18 protein-coding genes are annotated in these 18626 nt (G+C 73.4%); 9 read left to right on the top strand and 9 right to left on the bottom strand.

Annotation, left to right across the window (positions count from 1 at the left end; genetic code table 11):
* Nucleotides 1-13 precede the first annotated feature (13 nt).
* A complete protein-coding gene (locus tag ACT7CP_RS06550) occupies nt 14-1093 on the bottom strand; it encodes an NADH:flavin oxidoreductase/NADH oxidase (RefSeq protein ID WP_445443818.1) in 1080 nt (359 codons plus the stop codon).
* A gap of 142 nt (nt 1094-1235) precedes the next feature.
* Here ACT7CP_RS06550 and ACT7CP_RS06555 point away from each other — a divergent pair, with 142 nt between their 5' ends.
* Nucleotides 1236-2117, top strand: a complete 882-nt coding sequence (locus ACT7CP_RS06555) for an ADP-dependent NAD(P)H-hydrate dehydratase (RefSeq protein WP_445443819.1) — start codon at nt 1236-1238, stop codon at nt 2115-2117.
* Here ACT7CP_RS06555 and ACT7CP_RS06560 read toward each other — a convergent pair.
* Nucleotides 2114-2797, bottom strand: coding sequence for a YceI family protein (locus ACT7CP_RS06560; protein ID WP_445443820.1), 684 nt, complete (start codon nt 2795-2797; stop codon nt 2114-2116). The genes ACT7CP_RS06555 and ACT7CP_RS06560 overlap by 4 nt on opposite strands.
* A 208-nt stretch (nt 2798-3005) precedes the next feature.
* Here ACT7CP_RS06560 and ACT7CP_RS06565 point away from each other — a divergent pair, with 208 nt between their 5' ends.
* Together ACT7CP_RS06565 and ACT7CP_RS06570 are read left to right on the top strand one after the other, a co-directional pair.
* Nucleotides 3006-3323 carry a thiamine-binding protein gene (locus ACT7CP_RS06565; RefSeq protein WP_413963290.1) on the top strand — a complete coding sequence of 106 codons (318 nt, stop codon included), beginning with the start codon at nt 3006-3008 and terminating at the stop codon, nt 3321-3323.
* A gap of 49 nt (nt 3324-3372) precedes the next feature.
* Nucleotides 3373-4653 carry an MFS transporter gene (locus ACT7CP_RS06570; RefSeq protein ID WP_445443821.1) on the top strand — a complete coding sequence of 427 codons (1281 nt, stop codon included), beginning with the start codon at nt 3373-3375 and terminating at the stop codon, nt 4651-4653.
* 29 nt (nt 4654-4682) lie between these two features.
* On the opposite strand, the gene ACT7CP_RS06575 is transcribed toward ACT7CP_RS06570, so the two are convergent.
* The 6 genes from ACT7CP_RS06575 to ACT7CP_RS06600 form a co-directional block, all read right to left on the bottom strand.
* Nucleotides 4683-5339, bottom strand: coding sequence for a response regulator (locus ACT7CP_RS06575; RefSeq protein WP_413963288.1), 657 nt, complete (start codon nt 5337-5339; stop codon nt 4683-4685).
* Between the two features lie 26 nt (nt 5340-5365).
* On the bottom strand, nt 5366-6598 hold the full coding sequence (locus tag ACT7CP_RS06580) for a hypothetical protein (protein WP_413963287.1): 1233 nt from the start codon (nt 6596-6598) through the stop codon (nt 5366-5368).
* The gene (locus ACT7CP_RS06585; RefSeq protein ID WP_445443822.1) at nt 6595-7749 is read right to left on the bottom strand and encodes a sensor histidine kinase; all 1155 of its coding nucleotides are present in this window, start codon (nt 7747-7749) and stop codon (nt 6595-6597) included. The genes ACT7CP_RS06580 and ACT7CP_RS06585 overlap by 4 nt, the downstream gene beginning before the upstream one ends.
* 166 nt (nt 7750-7915) lie before the next feature.
* The gene (locus ACT7CP_RS06590; RefSeq protein ID WP_413963285.1) at nt 7916-8596 is read right to left on the bottom strand and encodes a response regulator transcription factor; all 681 of its coding nucleotides are present in this window, start codon (nt 8594-8596) and stop codon (nt 7916-7918) included.
* 119 nt (nt 8597-8715) lie between these two features.
* A complete protein-coding gene (gene metX / locus ACT7CP_RS06595) occupies nt 8716-9927 on the bottom strand; it encodes a homoserine O-acetyltransferase MetX (RefSeq protein ID WP_445443823.1) in 1212 nt (403 codons plus the stop codon).
* Nucleotides 9928-10003: 76 nt separating this feature from the next.
* The gene (locus ACT7CP_RS06600; protein WP_445443824.1) at nt 10004-11374 is read right to left on the bottom strand and encodes a bifunctional o-acetylhomoserine/o-acetylserine sulfhydrylase; all 1371 of its coding nucleotides are present in this window, start codon (nt 11372-11374) and stop codon (nt 10004-10006) included.
* 134 nt (nt 11375-11508) lie between these two features.
* Here ACT7CP_RS06600 and ACT7CP_RS06605 point away from each other — a divergent pair, with 134 nt between their 5' ends.
* Complete coding sequence (locus ACT7CP_RS06605) at nt 11509-12306, top strand: SDR family NAD(P)-dependent oxidoreductase (RefSeq protein ID WP_307501902.1); 798 nt, start codon at nt 11509-11511, stop codon at nt 12304-12306.
* Nucleotides 12307-12341: 35 nt separating this feature from the next.
* Here the strand turns inward: ACT7CP_RS06605 and ACT7CP_RS06610 are convergent, their stop codons facing one another.
* Nucleotides 12342-13016, bottom strand: coding sequence for a TetR/AcrR family transcriptional regulator (locus tag ACT7CP_RS06610; protein ID WP_413963281.1), 675 nt, complete (start codon nt 13014-13016; stop codon nt 12342-12344).
* Between the two features lie 150 nt (nt 13017-13166).
* Here ACT7CP_RS06610 and ACT7CP_RS06615 point away from each other — a divergent pair, with 150 nt between their 5' ends.
* From ACT7CP_RS06615 to murA, 5 genes are all read left to right on the top strand, one after another.
* On the top strand, nt 13167-14201 hold the full coding sequence (locus ACT7CP_RS06615) for a TerC family protein (protein WP_445443825.1): 1035 nt from the start codon (nt 13167-13169) through the stop codon (nt 14199-14201).
* The gene (locus ACT7CP_RS06620; RefSeq protein WP_445443826.1) at nt 14198-15037 is read left to right on the top strand and encodes a PP2C family protein-serine/threonine phosphatase; all 840 of its coding nucleotides are present in this window, start codon (nt 14198-14200) and stop codon (nt 15035-15037) included. Before ACT7CP_RS06615 ends, ACT7CP_RS06620 begins: the two co-directional genes overlap by 4 nt.
* Before the next feature lie 72 nt (nt 15038-15109).
* A complete protein-coding gene (gene leuC / locus ACT7CP_RS06625; protein WP_445443827.1) occupies nt 15110-16579 on the top strand; it encodes a 3-isopropylmalate dehydratase large subunit in 1470 nt (489 codons plus the stop codon).
* A gap of 2 nt (nt 16580-16581) precedes the next feature.
* The gene (gene leuD, locus ACT7CP_RS06630; protein ID WP_413963277.1) at nt 16582-17196 is read left to right on the top strand and encodes a 3-isopropylmalate dehydratase small subunit; all 615 of its coding nucleotides are present in this window, start codon (nt 16582-16584) and stop codon (nt 17194-17196) included.
* Complete coding sequence (gene murA / locus ACT7CP_RS06635) at nt 17197-18567, top strand: UDP-N-acetylglucosamine 1-carboxyvinyltransferase (protein ID WP_307501889.1); 1371 nt, start codon at nt 17197-17199, stop codon at nt 18565-18567.
* Nucleotides 18568-18626 lie beyond the last annotated feature (59 nt).

Raw genomic sequence — 18626 nt, forward strand, 5'->3', positions numbered from 1 at the left:
AGGGGACGCCCGGTCAGGCGGCCCAGCGCGCGCGGTCGTACTGCTTGGGCCAGTAGTCGATCTCGACGCCCAGCTCGTGCGCGGCGCGGAGCGCGAAGTGCGGGTCGCGGAGCATCTCGCGGCCGAGCATCACGGCGTCCGCGCGTCCCTCGGCGACGACCACCTCGGCCTGCGCGGGCTCGGTGATGAGCCCGACGGCGTTGAGCGCGACCTTCGCGTGGTCCTTCACGTACTCGGCGAAGGGCACCTGGTAGCCGGGGCCGACGGGGATCGTGACGCCCGTCGTGTTGCCGCCCGTGGAGATGTCGAAGAAGTCGGCGCCGTGCTCGGCGGCCCAGCCGGCGACGGTGGCGGTCTGCGCCTCGTCCCAGCCCGCGTCGCCGGCCCAGTCGGTGGCGGAGAAGCGCACCAGGAGCGGGACGTCGGGGACCTCGGCGCGCACGGCGTCGATCACGCGGAGTAGCAGGCGCGCCCGGTTCTCGAGGCTGCCGCCGAACTCGTCGTCGCGGTGGTTGCTGAGCGGGGAGAGGAACTGGTGCATGAGGTACCCGTGCGCCGCGTGGATCTCCAGCACGTCGAAGCCGGCGTCGACCGAGCGGCGGGCGGCCGCGGCGAAGTCGTCGACGACCTTCCGGATCCCGTCGGCGTCGAGCGCGAGGGGCGTGCCGTACCCGGGGAACGGGTCGGCGGACGGGGCGACGGTCTCCCAGCCGCCCTCCTCGGCGGGCATGGTGCCGCGACCCGAGAACGAGTAGGTGGAGGCCTTCCGGCCGGCGTGCGCGAGCTGGATCGCGGCGACCGCGCCCATCTCGTGGATGAAGTCGACGATGGGCTTCCACGCGTCGCGCTGCGCGTCGTCCCAGATGCCCGTGTCCTCGGGGGTGATGCGCGCCTCGGGGCTCACGCCCGTGGCCTCGGCCATCACGAGGCCCGCGCCGCCCCGGGCGAAGGAGCCGAGGTGCGCGAGGTGCCAGGCGCCCGGCACGCCGTCCCGCGCGTCGATGCTGTACTGGCACATCGGCGCGACCCAGATGCGGTTGCGCGCGGTGACGCCGCGGACGGTGATCGGCTCGAAGAGCGGGGACGTGGTCATGGGGATCCTTCCAGGCGGGCGGCCGCGCACCTCCCGGTCGGGACGGGGGCGCGGCGCGCGGGGTCGGGCGGAGGGCGACGTCGGCCTCGTGACGTGAAGGCCGCGCGGGGACGCGGTATTCCCGCGCGCCTATCGTGAGGGGATGAGCGACGCGCACGACGACTATGTCCCCGACGGCTGGATCCGGCAGGACGGGGAGCTGACCCGGCGGGCCGTCCGCCTCCCGCGGGACGACGACGACAAGTACACGCGCGGCGTGCTCGGGGTGCGCACCGGCTCCGACCGCTACCCGGGCGCCGCGGTGCTCGGCGTCGAGGCCGCGGCGCGCACGGGCGTCGGCATGATCCGCTACCTCGGGCCCGCGGGGGCCTCCGCGTCGGTCCTCGCCCGCCGGCCCGAGGTCGTGACGGCCGACGGGCGCGTGCAGGCGTGGCTCGTCGGCTCCGGCATGGACGCCGCGCACCGCGACGAGGCGGCGACCGACGCGATCGTCGCCGCCCTCGCGCAGGGCCTGCCGTCCGTCGTCGACGCGGGCGCGCTCGACCTCGTCGGCCGCGCGACCGGCCCGGTGGTCGTCACGCCGCACTTCCGCGAGCTGTCGCGGCTCCTGGAGGGCGCGGGGCTGCAGGCGTCGCCCGAGGAGATCGCCGCCGACGCGCCGGGCTGGGCGGAGCGGGCGGCGCGCGAGCTCGGGGTGTGCGTGCTGCTCAAGGGCGCGACGACGCTCGTGGTCGGGGGATCCGCGCGCATCGCGGTCCGCGCGGGGACGCCGTGGCTCGCGACGGCCGGGTCGGGGGACGTGCTGGGCGGCGTCCTCGGCGCGCTGCTCGCGGGGGCGTCGGAGCGGGTGGCGGGCGCCCGGGATCCGCTCGTCGAGGTCGCGGGCGTCGCCGCCGCGGCGGCGTGGCTGCACGGACGGGCGGGGGAGCGCGCGTCCGACGGCGGACCGATCACGGCCCTCGACGTCGCCGAGGCGATGCCGAGGGCCGTGCGGGACGTGCTCGCCGGGGTGCGGGAGGACTAGCCCTGCGGGGTGACGTCGAGCGAGAACTCGACCGACCCGTGGTCCTCGACCGTGACGAAGCCGAGGCTCGGGGCCTCGACGCCGAAGTCCTGGAACGTGATGGGGATGGATCCGACGATCTGCCCCGCGTCCTGGGTGAAGGACGCCTGGACCTCCGCCGTCACCGGCTTGGTCACGCCGTGCAGGGCCAGGTCGCCCGTGACCTCGTAGGTCTGCGGCACGCCCGCCTCGACGCCGTTCGCGGCGATCGGCTGCGTGAGCGTGAACGTGGCCCGCGGGAAGGACTTCGTGTCCATCGCCTCGCCCTGGAAGTACGCGTCGCGGGGCGGCTGGTCCGTGGCGATGGTGGTGACGTCGACGTCGATGCTGCCCGCCGTCACCTGGGATCCCGCGACGGTCACGGTGCCCGTGACGTCGCTCGTGCGGCCGTTCACGGTGACGGGCGTGCCATTGAGCACCTCGTCCACGCGGTAGCCCGCGTAGGAGGATCCGCCGACCGTCCAGTCGCCCGACAGGTCGCCGAGCGCCGCGCCCGTGCCGGCCGTGGCCGCGAGCGACGGGGCCGCGTCGGGCGTGCCGGCGAGCTGCTTGTAGAGGGGTCCGCCGAACGCCGCGAAGGCGCCGGCGAGCACGACGACGCCGCCCGCCACCCCGATGATGATCTTGGTCTTCTTCTCCATGGCCGTGCTCCTCCGGTGCGATGCGGGCCTCCGCGCGGCGGCCGACCCGTATTTTGAACGTTCAAGTACCCGGGGAGTCTCGCGGGGATGCCGGCCCCGCGCGGGCGACCGTCCACAGGGGCGCCGCCGTCGGTACCCTGGTCGCACAGCCGGCCGACGGCCGGGCGCCGCCCGGATCCCCGCCGCCGTCGATCCTCCGGGGGTCCCCATGCTCGTCGCCTTCTCCGTCGCCCCCAGCGGGGGCGGCGCGCCCGACGCCTCCGTGCACGACGCCGTGGCCGCCGCGGTCGCCGTCGTGCGCGCGTCCGGCCTGCCGAACCGCACCGACGCCATGTTCACCACGATCGAGGGCACCTGGGACGAGTGCTTCGACGTCGTCCGCCGCGCGACCGAGGCCGTCGCGCCCTTCGGCACCCGCGTGTCGCTCGTGCTGAAGGCGGACATCCGCCCGGGCTACGAGGGCGAGCTGACCGGCAAGCTCGACCGCCTGGAGCAGGCGCTCGAGGCCCGCGGCAGCGACGCCTGACGCCGGGGCGCCCGCCGGGGCGTTCGCGCGCCGCCGGTAGGCTCGTCGGGTGAATCCCCCCTCCTCCGGGCGGGCGACCCTGTCGCCGGCCCGCGTCCGCGTCGCCCTGCTCGCCCTCGCGATGGGCGGGTTCGCCATCGGCACGACCGAGTTCGTGGCGATGGGGCTGCTGCCGCAGCTCGCCGCGGACCTGCTCCCCGAGGTGGCGGCGCGCTCGACGGAGGCCGCCAACGCCCAGGCGGGCACGCTGATCAGCGCGTACGCCCTCGGCGTCGTCGTGGGCGCCCCGACCATCGCGGCCGCGTCCGCCCGGGCGCCGCGCCGGAAGCTGCTGCTCTGGCTGCTGCTCGCGTTCACGCTCGGCACGGTGCTGAGCGCGGTGCTGCCGAGCTTCGGCCTCGTCGTCCTCGCGCGCTTCGTCGCGGGCCTGCCGCACGGCGCGTACTTCGGCATCGCCTCGCTCGTCGCCGCGCAGCTGATGGGGGAGGGCAAGCGCGCCCGCGGCGTCGCCTTCGTCCTCGCCGGGCTGACGATCGCCAACGTGATCGGCGTTCCCATCGTCACGTGGATCGGCCAGAACGCGGGCTGGCGCATCGCCTACCTCGTGGTCGCCGCGATCTTCGCGGCCACCTTCGTCGCCGTCTTCCTCGCCGTTCCCGCGCAGGCGGGGAACCCGGAGGCCACGCTCCGGCGCGAGCTCCGGGCGTTCACCCGGCTCCACGTGTGGCTCGCGCTGCTCATCGGCGCCATCGGCTTCGGCGGCTTCTTCGCCGTCTACACGTTCGTCGCCCCCATGGTCACGGAGGTGACGGGCCTCCCCGAGTGGTCGGTGCCGCTCGCGCTCGTGGTGGTGGGCCTCGGCATGACCGTCGGCAACCTCGCGGGCGGCTGGTGGGCGGACCGCGACGTGAAGCTCGCGCTGCTGTCGCTCTTCGGCCTGCTCATCGCGTCGCTGGTCGGCCTGGTCCTCACGGCGTCGAGCCCCGTCGGCCTCTTCGCCTTCCTGTTCCTCATCGGCGGGTCGGCGGCGGCGCTGTCGCCCGGGATCCAGATCCGGCTGATGGACGTCGCCCACGACTCGCAGTCGATCGCCGCCGCGCTCAACCACTCCGCGCTCAACACCGGGAACGCGGTGGGCGCCGCGCTCGGCGGCGTGACCGTGGCGGCGGGGCTCGGCTACACGTCGCCCGCGCTCGTGGGCGTGGGGCTCAGCATCGCCGGGCTCCTCATCGCGCTGGCCAGCTTCGGGCTCGACCGGCGCCGCCGCGGGGCGCGTCGACCGGTCGACGGGCCGCGACCCACCACGCAGCCCATCGGCATCGGCGGCTGAGACCGGCGGGCGGGCGGGCCGTCCTGCGCCTACTCGCCCTGGAGCAGGATCCCGTCCTGGATGGCGCGCTTCCGCAGCGCCACCTTCGTGCCCACGTCGAAGCCCGCCACGCGGTACTTCTCGCGGATCCGCTTGAGGTACGACTTCGCCGTCTCCTCCGAGATGCCGAGGCTGTACGCCACCGACTTCACGGGCTCGCCGCCGCCGTAGAGCGCCATGACCCGGCGCTCCTGCGCGCTGAGCTTGGGCACGCCGCCGACGTCCGTGCTGTTGATCGCGAGGTCGAGCTCCGAGGAGATGTACGACTGGCCGTCGGCCGCGAGGCGGATGGCGTCGACGATCATGCTGGCGTCCTCGCTCTTCACGAGGTAGCCGAGGGCGCCGGAGGCGAGGGCCTCGCGCACCACGTTGGGCTCCGAGTAGGTGCTCATGAGCACGGTCTTGACGCCCGTGGTCTTCAGCGTCGAGAGCTTGAGCGAGATCGGCAGGTTGTCCTTGAGGTCGAGGTCGAGGAGCACGACGTCGACCGGGAAGTTCGGGTGGGTCAGGAGCTCCGGCCAGGTGGACACGGCGGCGACCATCTCGATGTCGGACGCGGCGTTGCGGATCCACTCGGTGAGGGCCCCGAGCAGCATCCGGTGGTCGTCCACGATGGCGAGGGTGATCGGTCGGTCTTCAGCTGACACGTGCTCTCCGGTCCTAGTGCGGGCCCTCACCGGTCGGCGGGGTTGTCCACGACGCAGTCGATGGTGATGAGGAGGCTGGCGCCCCGGGTGCTCTCCGTGTGCGTGCCGACCTTGTCGACAGCATCCCACGTCGAGGGGTCCAGTCGCGTCCGCGGCAGGCCCGTCGTCGTGATGGCGATGGGCACGACGGCGCGGCGCAGGGGCACGGGCTGCGCGCCGGGCGGGCGCCCGCGCAGGGGCCCGAGCGCGAGCTGCACCGCGACCCCGGGCACGCCGGTGCGCCGCTCCGTCGACGTGAGCAGGAGCCAGACCGCCGAGAGCAGGCCGTCGCGCTGGCGGCGGTCGAGGAGGCCGGCCAGGGCGCTGGGGTCGCTGAGCGTCACGTCCGGGCCGAGGAACTCCGACTCGGTGATGGCGTGGTGCAGCCAGGTCTCGCGCCGGCCCTCGATGAGGTGCAGCCGCAGCTCGGTCGCCAGCGACGCCGCGCGGGAGGCGGCCAGCGGCGACAGGGGGAGCGGCTCCCGCCCGTTGGCGACGTCGTCGAGCAGCTGCTCCGCTGCGAGGTCGAGGCGGGCGAGCTCCTCGGAGGCGAGCATGCCGACGGCGTAGCGCGGGGCGGACACGGTGCTCTGCACGAGCACGCGGTCGAGCTCCATCTCCGTCACGCGCCGGAAGCCGCGGACGACCGCGACGCCGAAGGCCGCGGGCACGACCGCGCGGGCGATGGCCGAGATCTCGGGCGCGAGGTCGGCGGGGCGCACGGGATCCGCGAACAGGAACACGAGGAGCAGGACGACGCCGAGGACCGCGTCCACGACGAGCACCTCCCGCGCGGGGCGGTAGGTGACGGTGGTGAGGAGGGCGGCGCCCGCCGCGACGCCGGCGGTCGCGTGCTGCATCACGTCGCCGAGGGGCCACACGGCGACGAGGTCGAGGGCGACGACGACGCCGAGGCCCGCCACGAAGACCGCCATCAGCGCACCGGGCATGCGGTCGCGGAGGGCGCGCACCGCCACCACCGCGACGACCAGGAGGGCGACGAGCAGGATCCACGCCGTGGTCGTGAGCCCCGGCGCGGGCATGGTCCGGTAGTCGACCGCGAAGCGGACGAGGCCGTACCCCATCGCGATGGCGCAGACGACGGCGGATCCCGCGCCGAGGTAGCCGAGGCCGATGGAGGTGGGCTGCGCCGGAGTGCCGGCGGGCAGGCGGATGCGCCGGCTCGTCCGCGGGCGCGCCTCCTCCGCGGGGCGGCTCACTTGGGCACCTCGAGGACGACCGTGGTGCCGGAGCCGGGGGAGGAGAACAGGCGCGCGTTGCCGCCCACGTCGGCCAGGCGGGCGACGACCGACTCCTTGAACCCGAGCTTGGCCTGGTCGACGTGCGCGAGGTCGAAGCCGACGCCGGCGTCGGTGACCATCGCCCGCACGGTCGTGTCGTCGTCCGTGATCGTGACGTGCGCCTCCGTCACGCCCGCGTGCCGCCGGACGTTCTCCAGGCACTCCGCGAGGGACAGGAGGAACGCGTCGAGGATGTCGCTCGGCAGGAGCACCTGCCCGGTGCCGTGCCAGCTCACCTCGAGCCCCATCCGCCCGAAGCGCTGCTTGACCGACTCCAGCGTGTTGCCGAGCACCGACTGCTCGACCGGCTCCAGCGTGTAGCCGCCCGACGCCTGCGGCGTGGGGTTCGCGCCGAGGCGCAGCTGGCGGAGGAGGCGCGCGTCGTCGGCCGCCTGCTGGCGCATGGCCTGCGGCGTGACGCCGACGCCGGAGTGGGCGAGGAGGGTGAGCGTCGCGAGGACGGTGTCGTGGAGGAGCCGGGCGCCCTGGCGGCGCTGCGCCTCGAGCTCGCTCGCCATGCGCTCGGCGCGGTGGGCGCGGCCGATGTCGGTGATGCGGCGGCCGACGCGGCGCACGGCCACGCTCAGCCAGTAGCCGAGGATCGCGGCCAGCAGCCAGCCGAACACGTGGATGAGGATGACGTAGGGGAAGGCCGGCGTCGCCCAGGACGCGCCGACCGCCACGACGCTCGTGAGCACGAAGGCGGCCACGACGACCCGGAGGCGTCCCGGCCGGATGGACTCCAGCAGCGCGAGCGAGCCGACAGCTCCCGCGGAGATGTGCGTCAGCGCCGTGAGCGAGGACGCGCTCCGCCCGCCGAGCTGCGCGACGACCATGGCGGCGAGCCCGAGGGCGACGGCGACGACCATCCACGGCACGCGCGGGTCGGTGCCGAGGCGCCACTGGACGACGGCGAGCACGGCGAGCAGGGCGACGCTCGCGGCGGCGACGGGGAGCGGGATCTCGCCCGGCAGCACGATGCACGCGGCGGCCACCGCCGTGAAGCTCAGCCCGTAGACGCGGGCCGTACGCTGCAGCAGGCGCTCGCGCTCGCGCTTCATGCGATCCAAAGGGTCCCCGCTCGGAGTGCGCCGACGCCGGTGGCGTGCGCTCGGTGTGCCTCCGATCCTAGGCGGGTGCCCGGAGCAGCATGCACGTCGGCGGATCGGCCGCTCGCATCATGCCCATGTCCTACGATGACCGGCCGGGCGGCCGCGGGCGAGGATGGCGGCCCCGCTACTCCGGGGCGATCCAGCCGTGCCGGATGGCGTGGCGCCGGAGCAGGAGCTTGGTGCCGAGGTCCGTCCCCGCGTGCAGGTACTTCCGTCGCCCGCGCTTGATGTACGACTTGACGGTCTCCTCGGTGGTGCTCATGGCCTCGGCCACGTCGCGGATGGACCGTCCCCCCGCGTACAGCACGAGCGCGCGCTGCTCCTGCTGGCCGAGGCGCGGATCCTCCTCCGCGTGGAAGTCCTGCATGGCCTGCTGCACGAGCGCGGTCTGCCGGGGCGTGCCGTCGGCCGCGGCGTGGATGCTCGCGATGAGCTCCTCCGACGACTCGGCCTTCGGCACGACGGCGGACGCCCCCGCGCGCATCGCGCCGTGGATGGTCGACGGGTCGGCGTGCGTGCTCAGGAGGACGGAGGTGAGGCCGGCGCCCGTGAGCGTCCGGATCTTCTGCGCCACGGGCACGTCGTCGCGGAGCGCCAGGTCGAGGACCACCACGTCGAAGGCGTCGGGGAAGCGCTCGTCGCGGACGAGTCCGCTCCAGGTGGGGGAGGTCGCCACGACCTCGACGCCCGTCCGCGGCCGGGACAGGCGCGCGCTCAGCCCGTCGAGCAGCAGGACGTGGTCGTCGACGAGGGCCACCCGGACCCGCTGGCCCTGGCCCGTCGCGTGCAGCGGACGTCGGCTCATCGGTGCTCCCCTCGTACGCCGGTGCCCGGAGGCGGCGGCGTGCTCCCAGGGGAAGCATAGGAACGCATGATCTGCCGGGCGACGGCGGGGGCCGAACTCACCCCCGGACTGGGGCGCCGTCAGGCGTCGGCGGCGAGCAGGCGCGCGAGCTCGCGGCCCACGGCCTCGCTCTCGATGAGGAAGCCGTCGTGGCCGTAGTCGGAGGAGATCACGACGACCTCGCCGCCGTCGATCGACCCCGGCACGTGCCGGGCGACGAGGCGCTGGTCGGCGACGGGGAAGAGGCGGTCGCTGTCGATGCCCACCACGAGCGTCGCCGCCCGGACCCGCCCGAGCGCCGCCTCCACGCCGCCGCGGTCGCGCCCCACGTCGTGCGAGCTCATCGCGTCGATGAGGCGGATGTAGCTGGTCGCGTCGAAGCGCCGGGTGAACTTGTTGCCGTGGAAGTCGAGGTACGACTCCACGGCGTACCGGCCCTCGTCGCCCATCGGGCTGATGCCGCTCTGCCACGAGCGGGCGAAGCGCTGGTTCAGCTCGTCGGGGCTGCGGTAGTTGAGGAGCGCCATCCGCCGTGCCAGGGCGAGACCGCGGTGCGGGCCGTCCCCGTCGGCGGCGTCGTGGTAGTCGCCGTCGCGGTAGGCGGGGTCCATGCGGATCGCCTCGGCCTGGACCGAGTTGAGCGCGATCTGGTCGGCGCTGGAGATGGCGGGGGCCGCGAGGATCGCGAGCCGCCGCATGCGGTCGGGGTGGCCGACGCCCCACTCGAGCGCCTGCATGCCGCCCATCGACCCGCCCACCACCGCGGCCCACCGGTCGATGCCGAGGGCGTCGGCGAGCGCGACCTGCACGGCGACCTGGTCGCGGATGGTGACGTACGGGAAGCGCGCCGCCCACTCCGCGCCGTCGGGGGCGAGGGACGCGGGGCCCGTCGTGCCCTGGCAGCCGCCCAGCATGTTGGGCGCGACCACGAACCAGCGGTCGGTGTCGATCGCGAGGCCGGGGCCGACGATCCCCGACCACCACCCGCCCGTGGGCTGCCCGGGGCCCGCGGGCCCGCGGAGGTGGCTGTCGCCGGTGAGGGCGTGCAGGACGAGCACGGCGTTCCGCCCGTCGGCGTCGCGCTCGCCGAAGGTCTCGTACGCGACGCGCACGGACGGGATCCGCCCGCCCGCCTCGAGGTCGATGCCGCCGACCGAGGCGAAGAGGCGGTCGGCGACGGGGTCGCCCTCGCGCCACGCGCCCGACGCCGGCGGGCGGCCGATCAGGGAACGGATCTGCGCGTCCGTCACGAGGCTCGACGGGACGGTGTCCTCGGGTGTCTGCCAGTCCATCCCGCTCAGTGAAGCACCCGGGGCGCGCCGGCGCCCGAGTGTTACGTCCCGGGTGCCGGCGCGGACGCGCGCGCCGTCACGCTCCGTCGGCCAGCGCGCCCTGCAGCGAGGAGTCGATGGCCGCGTCCTTGACGGCACGGGCGGCGCGGAGGCCGGCCGCCAGGTCCTCGATGATGTCGTCGATGCTCTCGAGGCCGACCGAGAGGCGCACGAGCCCGGGCGTGACGCCCGCCGTGAGCTGCTGCTCGGGCGTCAGCTGCGCGTGCGTGGTGGACGCCGGGTGGATCACGAGGCTCCGCACGTCGCCGATGTTCGCCAGGTGGCTGAAGAGCTGCAGCGAGTCGACGAGCGCGCGTCCGGCGTCCACCCCGCCCTTGAGCTCGAAGGACAGGACGGCGCCCACGCCGCGCGGCGCGTAGCGGTTCGCCGCCGCGTACCAGGGGCTCGTCGGGAGGCCCGCGTAGTAGACGTTCGCGATGTCCTCGTGCGCGTCCAGCCACTCGGCGACGGCCTGCGCGTTCTGCACGTGCCGCTCGATGCGGAGGCTCAGCGTCTCGATGCCCTGGATGAGCTGCCACGCGCTCGCCGGGGCGATGGACGCGCCGAGGTCGCGCAGCAGCTGCACGCGCGCCTTGATGACGTAGGCGATCCCGTCGCCGAGCGCCTCGGTGTAGGTCACCCCGTGGTACGACGCGTCGGGGGTCGTGAGGCCGGGGAAGCGCTCCGCGTGCTCCGACCACGGGAAGCGCCCGCCGTCGACCACCAGGCCGCCGATCACCGTGCCGTGCCCGCCGAGGAACTTGGTGGCGGAGTGCACCACGATGTCCGCGCCGTGCTCGAAGGGGCGGATGAGGTACGGCGTCGCGATGGTGTTGTCGACGATGAGGGGGACGCCCGCCGCGTGCGCCCGGTCCGCGACGGCGCGGATGTCGAGGATGTTGATCCGCGGGTTGCCGATGGTCTCCGCGAAGAAGAGCTTGGTGTTGGGACGCACGGCCCGGGTCCACGCCTCGGGGTCGTCCTGGTCCTCCACGAACGTCGTCTCGATGCCGAGCTTCGCGAGCGTGTACTTGAACAGGTTGTACGTGCCGCCGTAGATCGACGAGCTCGAGACGATGTGGTCGCCCGCCTGCGCGATGTTGAGCACGGCGAACGTGGACGCCGACTGGCCCGAGGCCACGAGGAGCGCCGCCGTGCCGCCCTCGAGCGCCGCCACGCGCTCCTCCACGACGGCCTGCGTCGGGTTCTGGATCCGCGTGTAGATGTTGCCGAACTCGGCCAGCGCGAAGAGGTCCTGCGCGTGCGCGGAGTCCTTGAAGACGTAGGACGTGGTCTGGTAGATCGGCGTCGCCCGCGCGTTCGTGACGGGATCCGGCGCGGCCCCCGCGTGGATCTGCTGCGTCTCGAAGCGCCAGCCCGCTGCCCGGTCCTCGTCGTGGTCGCTCATCGTCGTGCCTTTCCTCGTGCGTCGGTGCCGCCCGTGCGGGCGCACCTCGACAGTAGGAACCGGGCCGTCGGGCGGTCAACGCGGGCCGTCGCGGGGCGTAACCCGACCGGCCGCGGGTTCCCTACGCTGGGGTCATGTCCAGCAGCAAGAGGGTCGTCGTCACGGGTGCGAGCTCGGGGATCGGCGCTGCCACCGTCCGCCTGTTCCGGAGCCGGGGGTGGGACGTCGTGGGCGTCGCCCGCCGCGAGGACCGCCTGCGGGCGCTCGCCGAGGAGACGGGCGCGACGTACGCGGTGGCCGACCTCACGGTGCAGGCCGACGTCGACGCGCTCCGCGACCACCTCCGGGAGACGGGCGACGTGCACGCGCTCGTGAACAACGCCGGGGGAGCGGTGGGCACGGACACGGTGGAGGGCGGATCCGCCGAGGACTGGGCCTGGATGTACGAGATCAACGTGCTCGCGGTGCAGCGCGTGACGAGCGCGCTCCTCCCGCTCCTGCGCGCCGGCGTGCCGGAGGGCGGGAGCGCCGACGTCGTCACCGTGACCTCGATCGCGGCGCACGTGCCCTACGAGGGCGGCGGCGGCTACAACGCCGCGAAGGCGGCCGCCCACGCGATGCTCGGCGTGCTGCGCCTCGAGCTCGCGGGGGAGCCGATCCGGGTCATCGAGATCGCGCCGGGCCAGGTGCGCACGGACGAGTTCTCGCTCGTGCGCTTCGGCGGGGACCGGGCCAAGGCCGACGCGGTGTACGAGGGCGTGCCGGGGCCGCTGTCCGCCGAGGACGTCGCCGAGGCGATCGTGCACGCGGTCGAGCTGCCGCCGCACGTGAACGTCGACCTGCTGACCCTCAAGCCCGTGGCGCAGGCGGCGCCCCACAAGCTGACGCGGAAGCCGCTCGCCGTGCGCGAGGAGCTCACCGACCGCGGCTGATCCGGAGCCGGAGCGCGCGCGCTCCGGCTCCGGCGTCAGGCCGCGGCGGGCGACCCGGCGACCGGGACCTCCGGGAGCGGCCCGGTGAGGAAGCCCTGGACGACCGGCCCGTGCAGCGCCACGACCGTCTCCCGCGACATGCTCGCGATGGGCTCGCTGCGCCAGATGTACCGCGTGATGGCGATGCCGCCGAGCGCCGCGCCCACGAGGGAGTTGCGGACGTCGACCTCCTCGGGCGGGGTGTCCGCGGGCAGCGCGCCCATCCAGTGCTGCGGTGCCGCCTCGACGAAGCGCTTGTACGCGCTGCTGTCGTGGTCGCTGCTCACGGTGACCCAGCGCATGATCGTCGACCCCACCGGGTGCTCCCACGTGTGCAGCGCCGCGTCCACCAGGGCCGCGCCGCGCTCCTCGACGGGCAGCTCGCGCAGCCGGAGGTAGGGGGCGACGAGGTCCTCCGACGGGCGGAGCGCCTCCTCGAGCAGGGCCTCGAGGGAGCCGAAGTAGTACCGGACGAGGCTCGGGTCGACGCCGGCGGCGGCGGCGATGCGGCGGGCGCTCACGCGGTCCGCTCCCGACTCGATGAAGAGCATGCGGGCCGCGTCGATGATGCTGGCGCGCGCGTCGCCCGAGGTGCGGGGCCCGCGGCGGCGCGGGGAGGCGTCGTCCCCGCCGCGGTCGGGTGCATCGAGCTCGTTCGCCGGTGCGGCCATGGGGCGTCCCTCTCGTGTCATGAGCGACCAACGTAATGCGGGGCCGACGGCCGGATGCCCCGGATGGGGGAATTGTGAACAACCCGTCGGCCGCCATGTAGTTTCGACGAGGCATGTCCGTGCCGCTCCCGTGCTGCAGAAAGCTCCCGCGTGCCCCTGGTCCTCCCCCTCCCGTTCGAGATCGTCTCGCTGACCGTCCTCGTCCTCGTCCTCGTCGCCGACCTGCTGATCGTCTACCGGCGCCCGCACGTGCCGTCGACCAAGGAGTCCGCCCTCTGGGTCGCCTTCTACGTCGGGCTCGCGCTGGTCTTCGCGGTCATCATGCTGTTCGTCGCGGGCGCCGAGCACGCCGGCCAGTTCCTGGCGGGCTGGCTGACCGAGTACAGCCTCAGCATCGACAACCTGTTCGTGTTCGTCATCATCATGAGCCGGTTCAGCGTGCCCCGGAAGTACCAGCAGGAGGTGCTGATGGTGGGCATCATCATCGCGCTCGTGCTGCGCGGCATCTTCATCCTGCTGGGCGCCGAGCTCATCGAGAGCTACAGCTGGATCTTCTACATCTTCGGCGCGTTCCTGCTCTACACGGCGATCAAGCAGGCCGTGGGCGACGAGGACGAGGAGAGCGAGGACTCGGTCTTCATCCGCTTCCTCCGCCGGCGCCTCAACATCGCGCCCGACTTCGACGGCTCGAAGGTGCGCACCGTCATCGACGGCCGCAAGGTGCTGACGCCGATGGTCATCGTGTTCGTGTCGATCGGCACGACGGACCTGATCTTCGCGCTCGACTCGATCCCCGCGATCTTCGGCATCACCGAGTCGCCGTTCATCGTCTTCACCGCGAACATCTTCGCCCTCATGGGCCTCCGCCAGCTCTACTTCCTGCTCGGCGGGCTGCTCGACCGGCTCGTGTACCTCAAGTACGGGATCGCGTTCATCCTCTTCTTCATCGGCGTGAAGCTCGTGCTGCACGCCATGCACGAGAACACGCTGCCGTTCGTCAACGGCGGCGAGGGCATCGAGTGGGCGCCGGAGATCCCGACGGTCGTGAGCCTCGTGGTGATCCTCGCGTCCATGCTGGTCGCCACGGTCGCGAGCCTCATCAAGATGCGGGCCGACGGGACGCTGGTCTCCGCGACGCCGCCCGCCTCCGTCGAGCCCGGCGACGACGAGCGGCCCGGGCGGTGACCGAGGCGCGCACCATCGTCCTCGGCGGCCGGCGGATCGACGTGTCCTGGTCCGCCCGCACCGACGTGGGCAGCGTGCGCGCCGTGAACGAGGACGGGCTCCTCGCCGACCCTCCCGTCTGGCTCGTCGCCGACGGCATGGGCGGGCACGCGTTCGGCGACCGCGCGAGCGCGACGCTCGTGGAGACGTTCGGCGGACTGTCCGGCGACGCCCCCGTCACGCGCGACCTCATCGTGGAGGCGGTCGACGCGTCCAACGACGCCATCGGCGACCTCATCACGGGCGACGACCCGCCCGGCACGGTCGCCGGGACGACGCTCGCGGGCGTCGCGCTGGTGCGCTCGGACGAGGGCGAGCCGCTCTGGATGGTCTTCAACGTGGGCGACTCGCGCGTGTACGCGTGGACGGACGGGCGCCTGCAGCAGGTGACCGTCGACCACTCGGCCGTGCAGGAGCTCGTGGACCAGGGCCGCATGACGCGCGCCGAGGCCGAGCGGAGCCCCGTGCGGAACCTCATCACGCGCGCGGTCGGATCCCACGACGAGGTCGCGGCCGACGAGTGGCTGCTACGCGTGGCCGACCACCAGGTCTTCCTCATCTGCTCCGACGGGCTCACGAAGGAGCTCGACGACGAGGCCATCGCCGCCGTGCTCCACCTGTCGCACGCGGACGGCGGCGGCGTCGACCGCGCGGCGGACGCGCTCGTCGCGCAGGCGCTCGCGTCCGGCGGACGCGACAACGTGACCGTCGTGGTCATCGAGGCGCATGCCCGGGACGCGGCCGAGGACGGGCCGTCCGGCGACGGGTCCGCGGGCGCGCCGTCGGGTGAGGAATAGCCGGGAACCCCCGGCGTTAGACTCCCATGATGCGCGAGGGCACCCTCGCGCCCCTGCCATGAGGAGAGCCGCGTGCAGCCTGCGAAGACCCTGGCCGAGAAGGTGTGGGCCGACCACCTGGTCGCCGAGGGCGAGGACGGGACCCCCGACCTCCTCTACATCGACCTCCACCTCGTCCACGAGGTGACGAGCCCGCAGGCGTTCGACGGCCTCCGGCTCGCCGGCCGCCCCGTGCGCCGCCCGGACCTCACCATCGCGACCGAGGACCACAACACGCCGACCATCGGGATCGACCGGCCCATCGCCGACCTCACCAGCCGCACGCAGATCCACACCCTCCGCAAGAACGCCGAGGAGTTCGGGATCCGGCTGCACTCGCTGGGCGACATCGAGCAGGGCATCGTCCACGTCGTCGGTCCGCAGCTCGGCCTCACGATGCCGGGCATCACCGTCGTCTGCGGCGACTCGCACACGTCCACGCACGGCGCGTTCGGCGCCATGGCCTTCGGCATCGGCACGAGCGAGGTCGAGCACGTCATGGCCACGCAGACCCTGCCGCTGCAGCCCTTCAAGACCATGGCCGTCACGGTCGAGGGGACGCTGCGCCCCGGCGTCACGGCGAAGGACATCATCCTCGCGGTCATCGCGCAGATCGGCACGGGCGGCGGGCAGGGCTACGTGCTCGAGTACCGCGGCAGCGCCATCCGCTCGCTCTCCATGGAGGGCCGCATGACGATCTGCAACATGTCGATCGAGGCGGGCGCTCGCGCCGGAATGGTCGCCCCCGACCAGACCACGTACGACTACCTGAAGGGCCGCCCGCACGCGCCCACGGGCGCCGACTGGGACGAGGCCGTCGCGTACTGGGACACGCTGCCGTCCGACGACGACGCGGTGTTCGACGCCGAGGTCTTCCTCGACGCCGACACCCTGGAGCCCTTCGTCACGTGGGGCACCAACCCCGGCCAGGGCGTCTCGCTCAGCGAGCCCGTGCCGGATCCCGCCGACGTCGCCGACCCGAACGAGCGCGCCGCCGCCGAGCGCGCGCTCGCCTACATGGACCTCGCCCCGGGCACGCCCATGAAGGAGATCGCGGTCGACACCGTGTTCATCGGCTCCTGCACGAACAGCCGCGTGGAGGACCTGCGGGCCGCCGCCGAGATCGTGCGCGGCCGCACCAAGGCCGAGGGCGTCCGCGTCATGGTCGTCCCGGGCAGCGCGCGCGTGCGGCTGGAGGCGGAGGCCGAGGGGATCGACAAGGTCTTCACCGACTTCGGCGCCGAGTGGCGCTTCGCCGGCTGCTCGATGTGCCTCGGCATGAACCCCGACCAGCTCGCGCCGGGGGAGCGCTGCGCCTCCACCAGCAACCGCAACTTCGAGGGCCGGCAGGGCAAGGGCGGGCGCACGCACCTCGTGTCGCCGCTCGTCGCGGCGGCCACCGCCATCCGCGGCACGCTCTCGAGCCCGTGGGACCTGCAGGAGGAGGGCGTGGTGGACGCCGCGTCGATCCGCCAGGCCGCCGCCGTCGGACAGGGGGCCTGAGCATGGAGCCCGTCAGCCGCGTCTCCGGGACCGCCGTCCCCCTCAAGCGCTCGAATGTCGACACCGACCAGATCATCCCGGCGCAGTTCCTCAAGCGGGTCACCAAGACCGGCTTCGAGGACGCCCTGTTCTTCCAGTGGCGCCAGGATCCCGACTTCTTCATCAACCAGCCGGTCTACCAGGGCGCCACGGTGCTCGTGGCCGGCCCGGACTTCGGCACGGGCTCGTCCCGCGAGCACGCCGTGTGGGCGCTGCGCGACTACGGCTTCCGGGCCGTGCTCAGCCCGAGGTTCGGCGACATCTTCCGCGGCAACTCCGGGAAGCAGGGCCTCCTCACGGGACTCGTGAGCGAGGACGACGTCGAGAGGCTGTGGGCCGCGATGGACGCGGAGCCCGGACTCGACCTCACCGTCGATCTCGTCGAGCGGGTCGCCACGGCACCCGGCCTGACGGTCCCGTTCGAGATCGACGAATACACTCGGTGGCGGCTCCTCGAGGGGCTCGACGACATCGCCCTCACCCTCCGGGATGAGGACGCCATCACCACCTTCGAACACGATCGGGCCTCATGGCGCCCGCGCACCTTGCCGGCCCGGCCGGCAGCTCTGGAGAACTGAATGAACTCACTAGTCAGCGACGCCAAGAAGGCCGGAGAGCGGGTGGGTCTCCTGTCCGACTCCATCGTCATCAACGGCGGCATCCCGCTGCGCGGCCGCATCGAGGTCCGCGGGGCGAAGAACCTGGCCACCAAGGCCATGGTCGCGTCGCTCCTCGGCGAGAGCCCCAGCCTCCTGCGCTCGGTGCCCGACATCAGCGACGTGCGCGTCGTCTCCGGGCTCCTCGAGGTGCACGGCGTCACGCTCCGCAAGGGCGAGCAGGAGGGCGACCTCATCCTCGACCCGAAGGACGTCGAGAGCGCCCACATGGCGGACATCGACGCCCACGCGGGCAGCTCGCGCATCCCGATCCTCTTCTGCGGCCCGCTGCTGCACCGGCTGGGCGAGGCGTTCATCCCCGACCTCGGCGGCTGCCGCATCGGCGACCGCCCCATCGACTTCCACCTCGACGCCCTGCGCGCCTTCGGCGCCGTCGTCGAGAAGCTCCCGAGCGGCATCCGCCTCACGGCGCCGAACGGCCTGACGGGCGCGAACGTCGAGCTGCCCTACCCGAGCGTCGGCGCGACGGAGCAGGTGCTCCTCACGGGCGTCCGCGCCAAGGGCATCACGGAGCTGAAGAACGCGGCGATCGAGCCCGAGATCATGGACCTCATCGCGATCCTGCAGAAGATGGGCGCGATCATCTCCGTCGAGCCCAACCGCGTGATCCTCATCGAGGGCGTCGACCGCCTCGAGGGCTACACGCACCGCGCGCTCTTCGACCGCAACGAGGCCGCGAGCTGGGCCTCGGCGGCGCTCGCCACGCAGGGCGACATCTTCGTCGGCGGCGTGCGCCAGGCCGAGATGATGACGTTCCTCAACGTGTTCCGGAAGGTCGGCGGCGCGTTCGACATCGAGGAGGACGGCATCCGGTTCTACCACCCGGGCGGCGACCTCAAGCCCGTGGTCATCGAGACCGACGTGCACCCCGGCTTCATGACGGACTGGCAGCAGCCGCTCGTCGTGGCGCTGACGCAGGCGCCCGGCGTCTCGATCATCCACGAGACCGTGTACGAGAACCGCTTCGGCTTCACGGACGCGCTCAACGAGATGGGCGCGGACATCGTCGTGCACAAGGAGGGCCTCGAGGGCCACGAGCGCCGCGTGGCGCGTCGCGACTTCGAGCAGGCCGCGGTCATCACCGGTCCCACGCACCTGCACGGCGCGGACATCACCGTGCCCGACCTCCGCGGCGGGTTCAGCCACCTCATCGCCGCGCTCACGGCCGAGGGCCGGTCCACCGTCAGCAACGTCGGGATCATCTCCCGCGGCTACGAGGACTTCATCGGGAAGCTGCGCCAGCTCGGCGCGGACTTCTCCTACGAGGGATAGCCTCGCCGGCGGCGCCCGCGCCGCCTCCGCCGACCGGGCGCGTCCCTCCGGACGCGCCC

This window comes from Clavibacter rahimiani (genome assembly GCF_052654495.1).

Excerpts from the sequence above, each read along its gene's own strand:
- ACT7CP_RS06550 (WP_445443818.1), bottom strand. The coding sequence starts at position 1,093 with ATGACCACGTCCCCGCTCTTCGAGCCGATCACCGTCCGCGGCGTCACC.
- ACT7CP_RS06555 (WP_445443819.1), top strand. The coding sequence starts at position 1,236 with ATGAGCGACGCGCACGACGACTATGTCCCCGACGGCTGGATCCGGCAG.
- ACT7CP_RS06560 (WP_445443820.1), bottom strand. The coding sequence starts at position 2,797 with ATGGAGAAGAAGACCAAGATCATCATCGGGGTGGCGGGCGGCGTCGTC.
- ACT7CP_RS06565 (WP_413963290.1), top strand. The coding sequence starts at position 3,006 with ATGCTCGTCGCCTTCTCCGTCGCCCCCAGCGGGGGCGGCGCGCCCGAC.
- ACT7CP_RS06590 (WP_413963285.1), bottom strand. The coding sequence starts at position 8,596 with ATGAGCCGACGTCCGCTGCACGCGACGGGCCAGGGCCAGCGGGTCCGG.
- metX (WP_445443823.1), bottom strand. The coding sequence starts at position 9,927 with ATGGACTGGCAGACACCCGAGGACACCGTCCCGTCGAGCCTCGTGACG.
- ACT7CP_RS06600 (WP_445443824.1), bottom strand. The coding sequence starts at position 11,374 with ATGAGCGACCACGACGAGGACCGGGCAGCGGGCTGGCGCTTCGAGACG.
- ACT7CP_RS06605 (WP_307501902.1), top strand. The coding sequence starts at position 11,509 with ATGTCCAGCAGCAAGAGGGTCGTCGTCACGGGTGCGAGCTCGGGGATC.
- ACT7CP_RS06610 (WP_413963281.1), bottom strand. The coding sequence starts at position 13,016 with ATGGCCGCACCGGCGAACGAGCTCGATGCACCCGACCGCGGCGGGGAC.
- leuD (WP_413963277.1), top strand. The coding sequence starts at position 16,582 with ATGGAGCCCGTCAGCCGCGTCTCCGGGACCGCCGTCCCCCTCAAGCGC.
- murA (WP_307501889.1), top strand. The coding sequence starts at position 17,197 with ATGAACTCACTAGTCAGCGACGCCAAGAAGGCCGGAGAGCGGGTGGGT.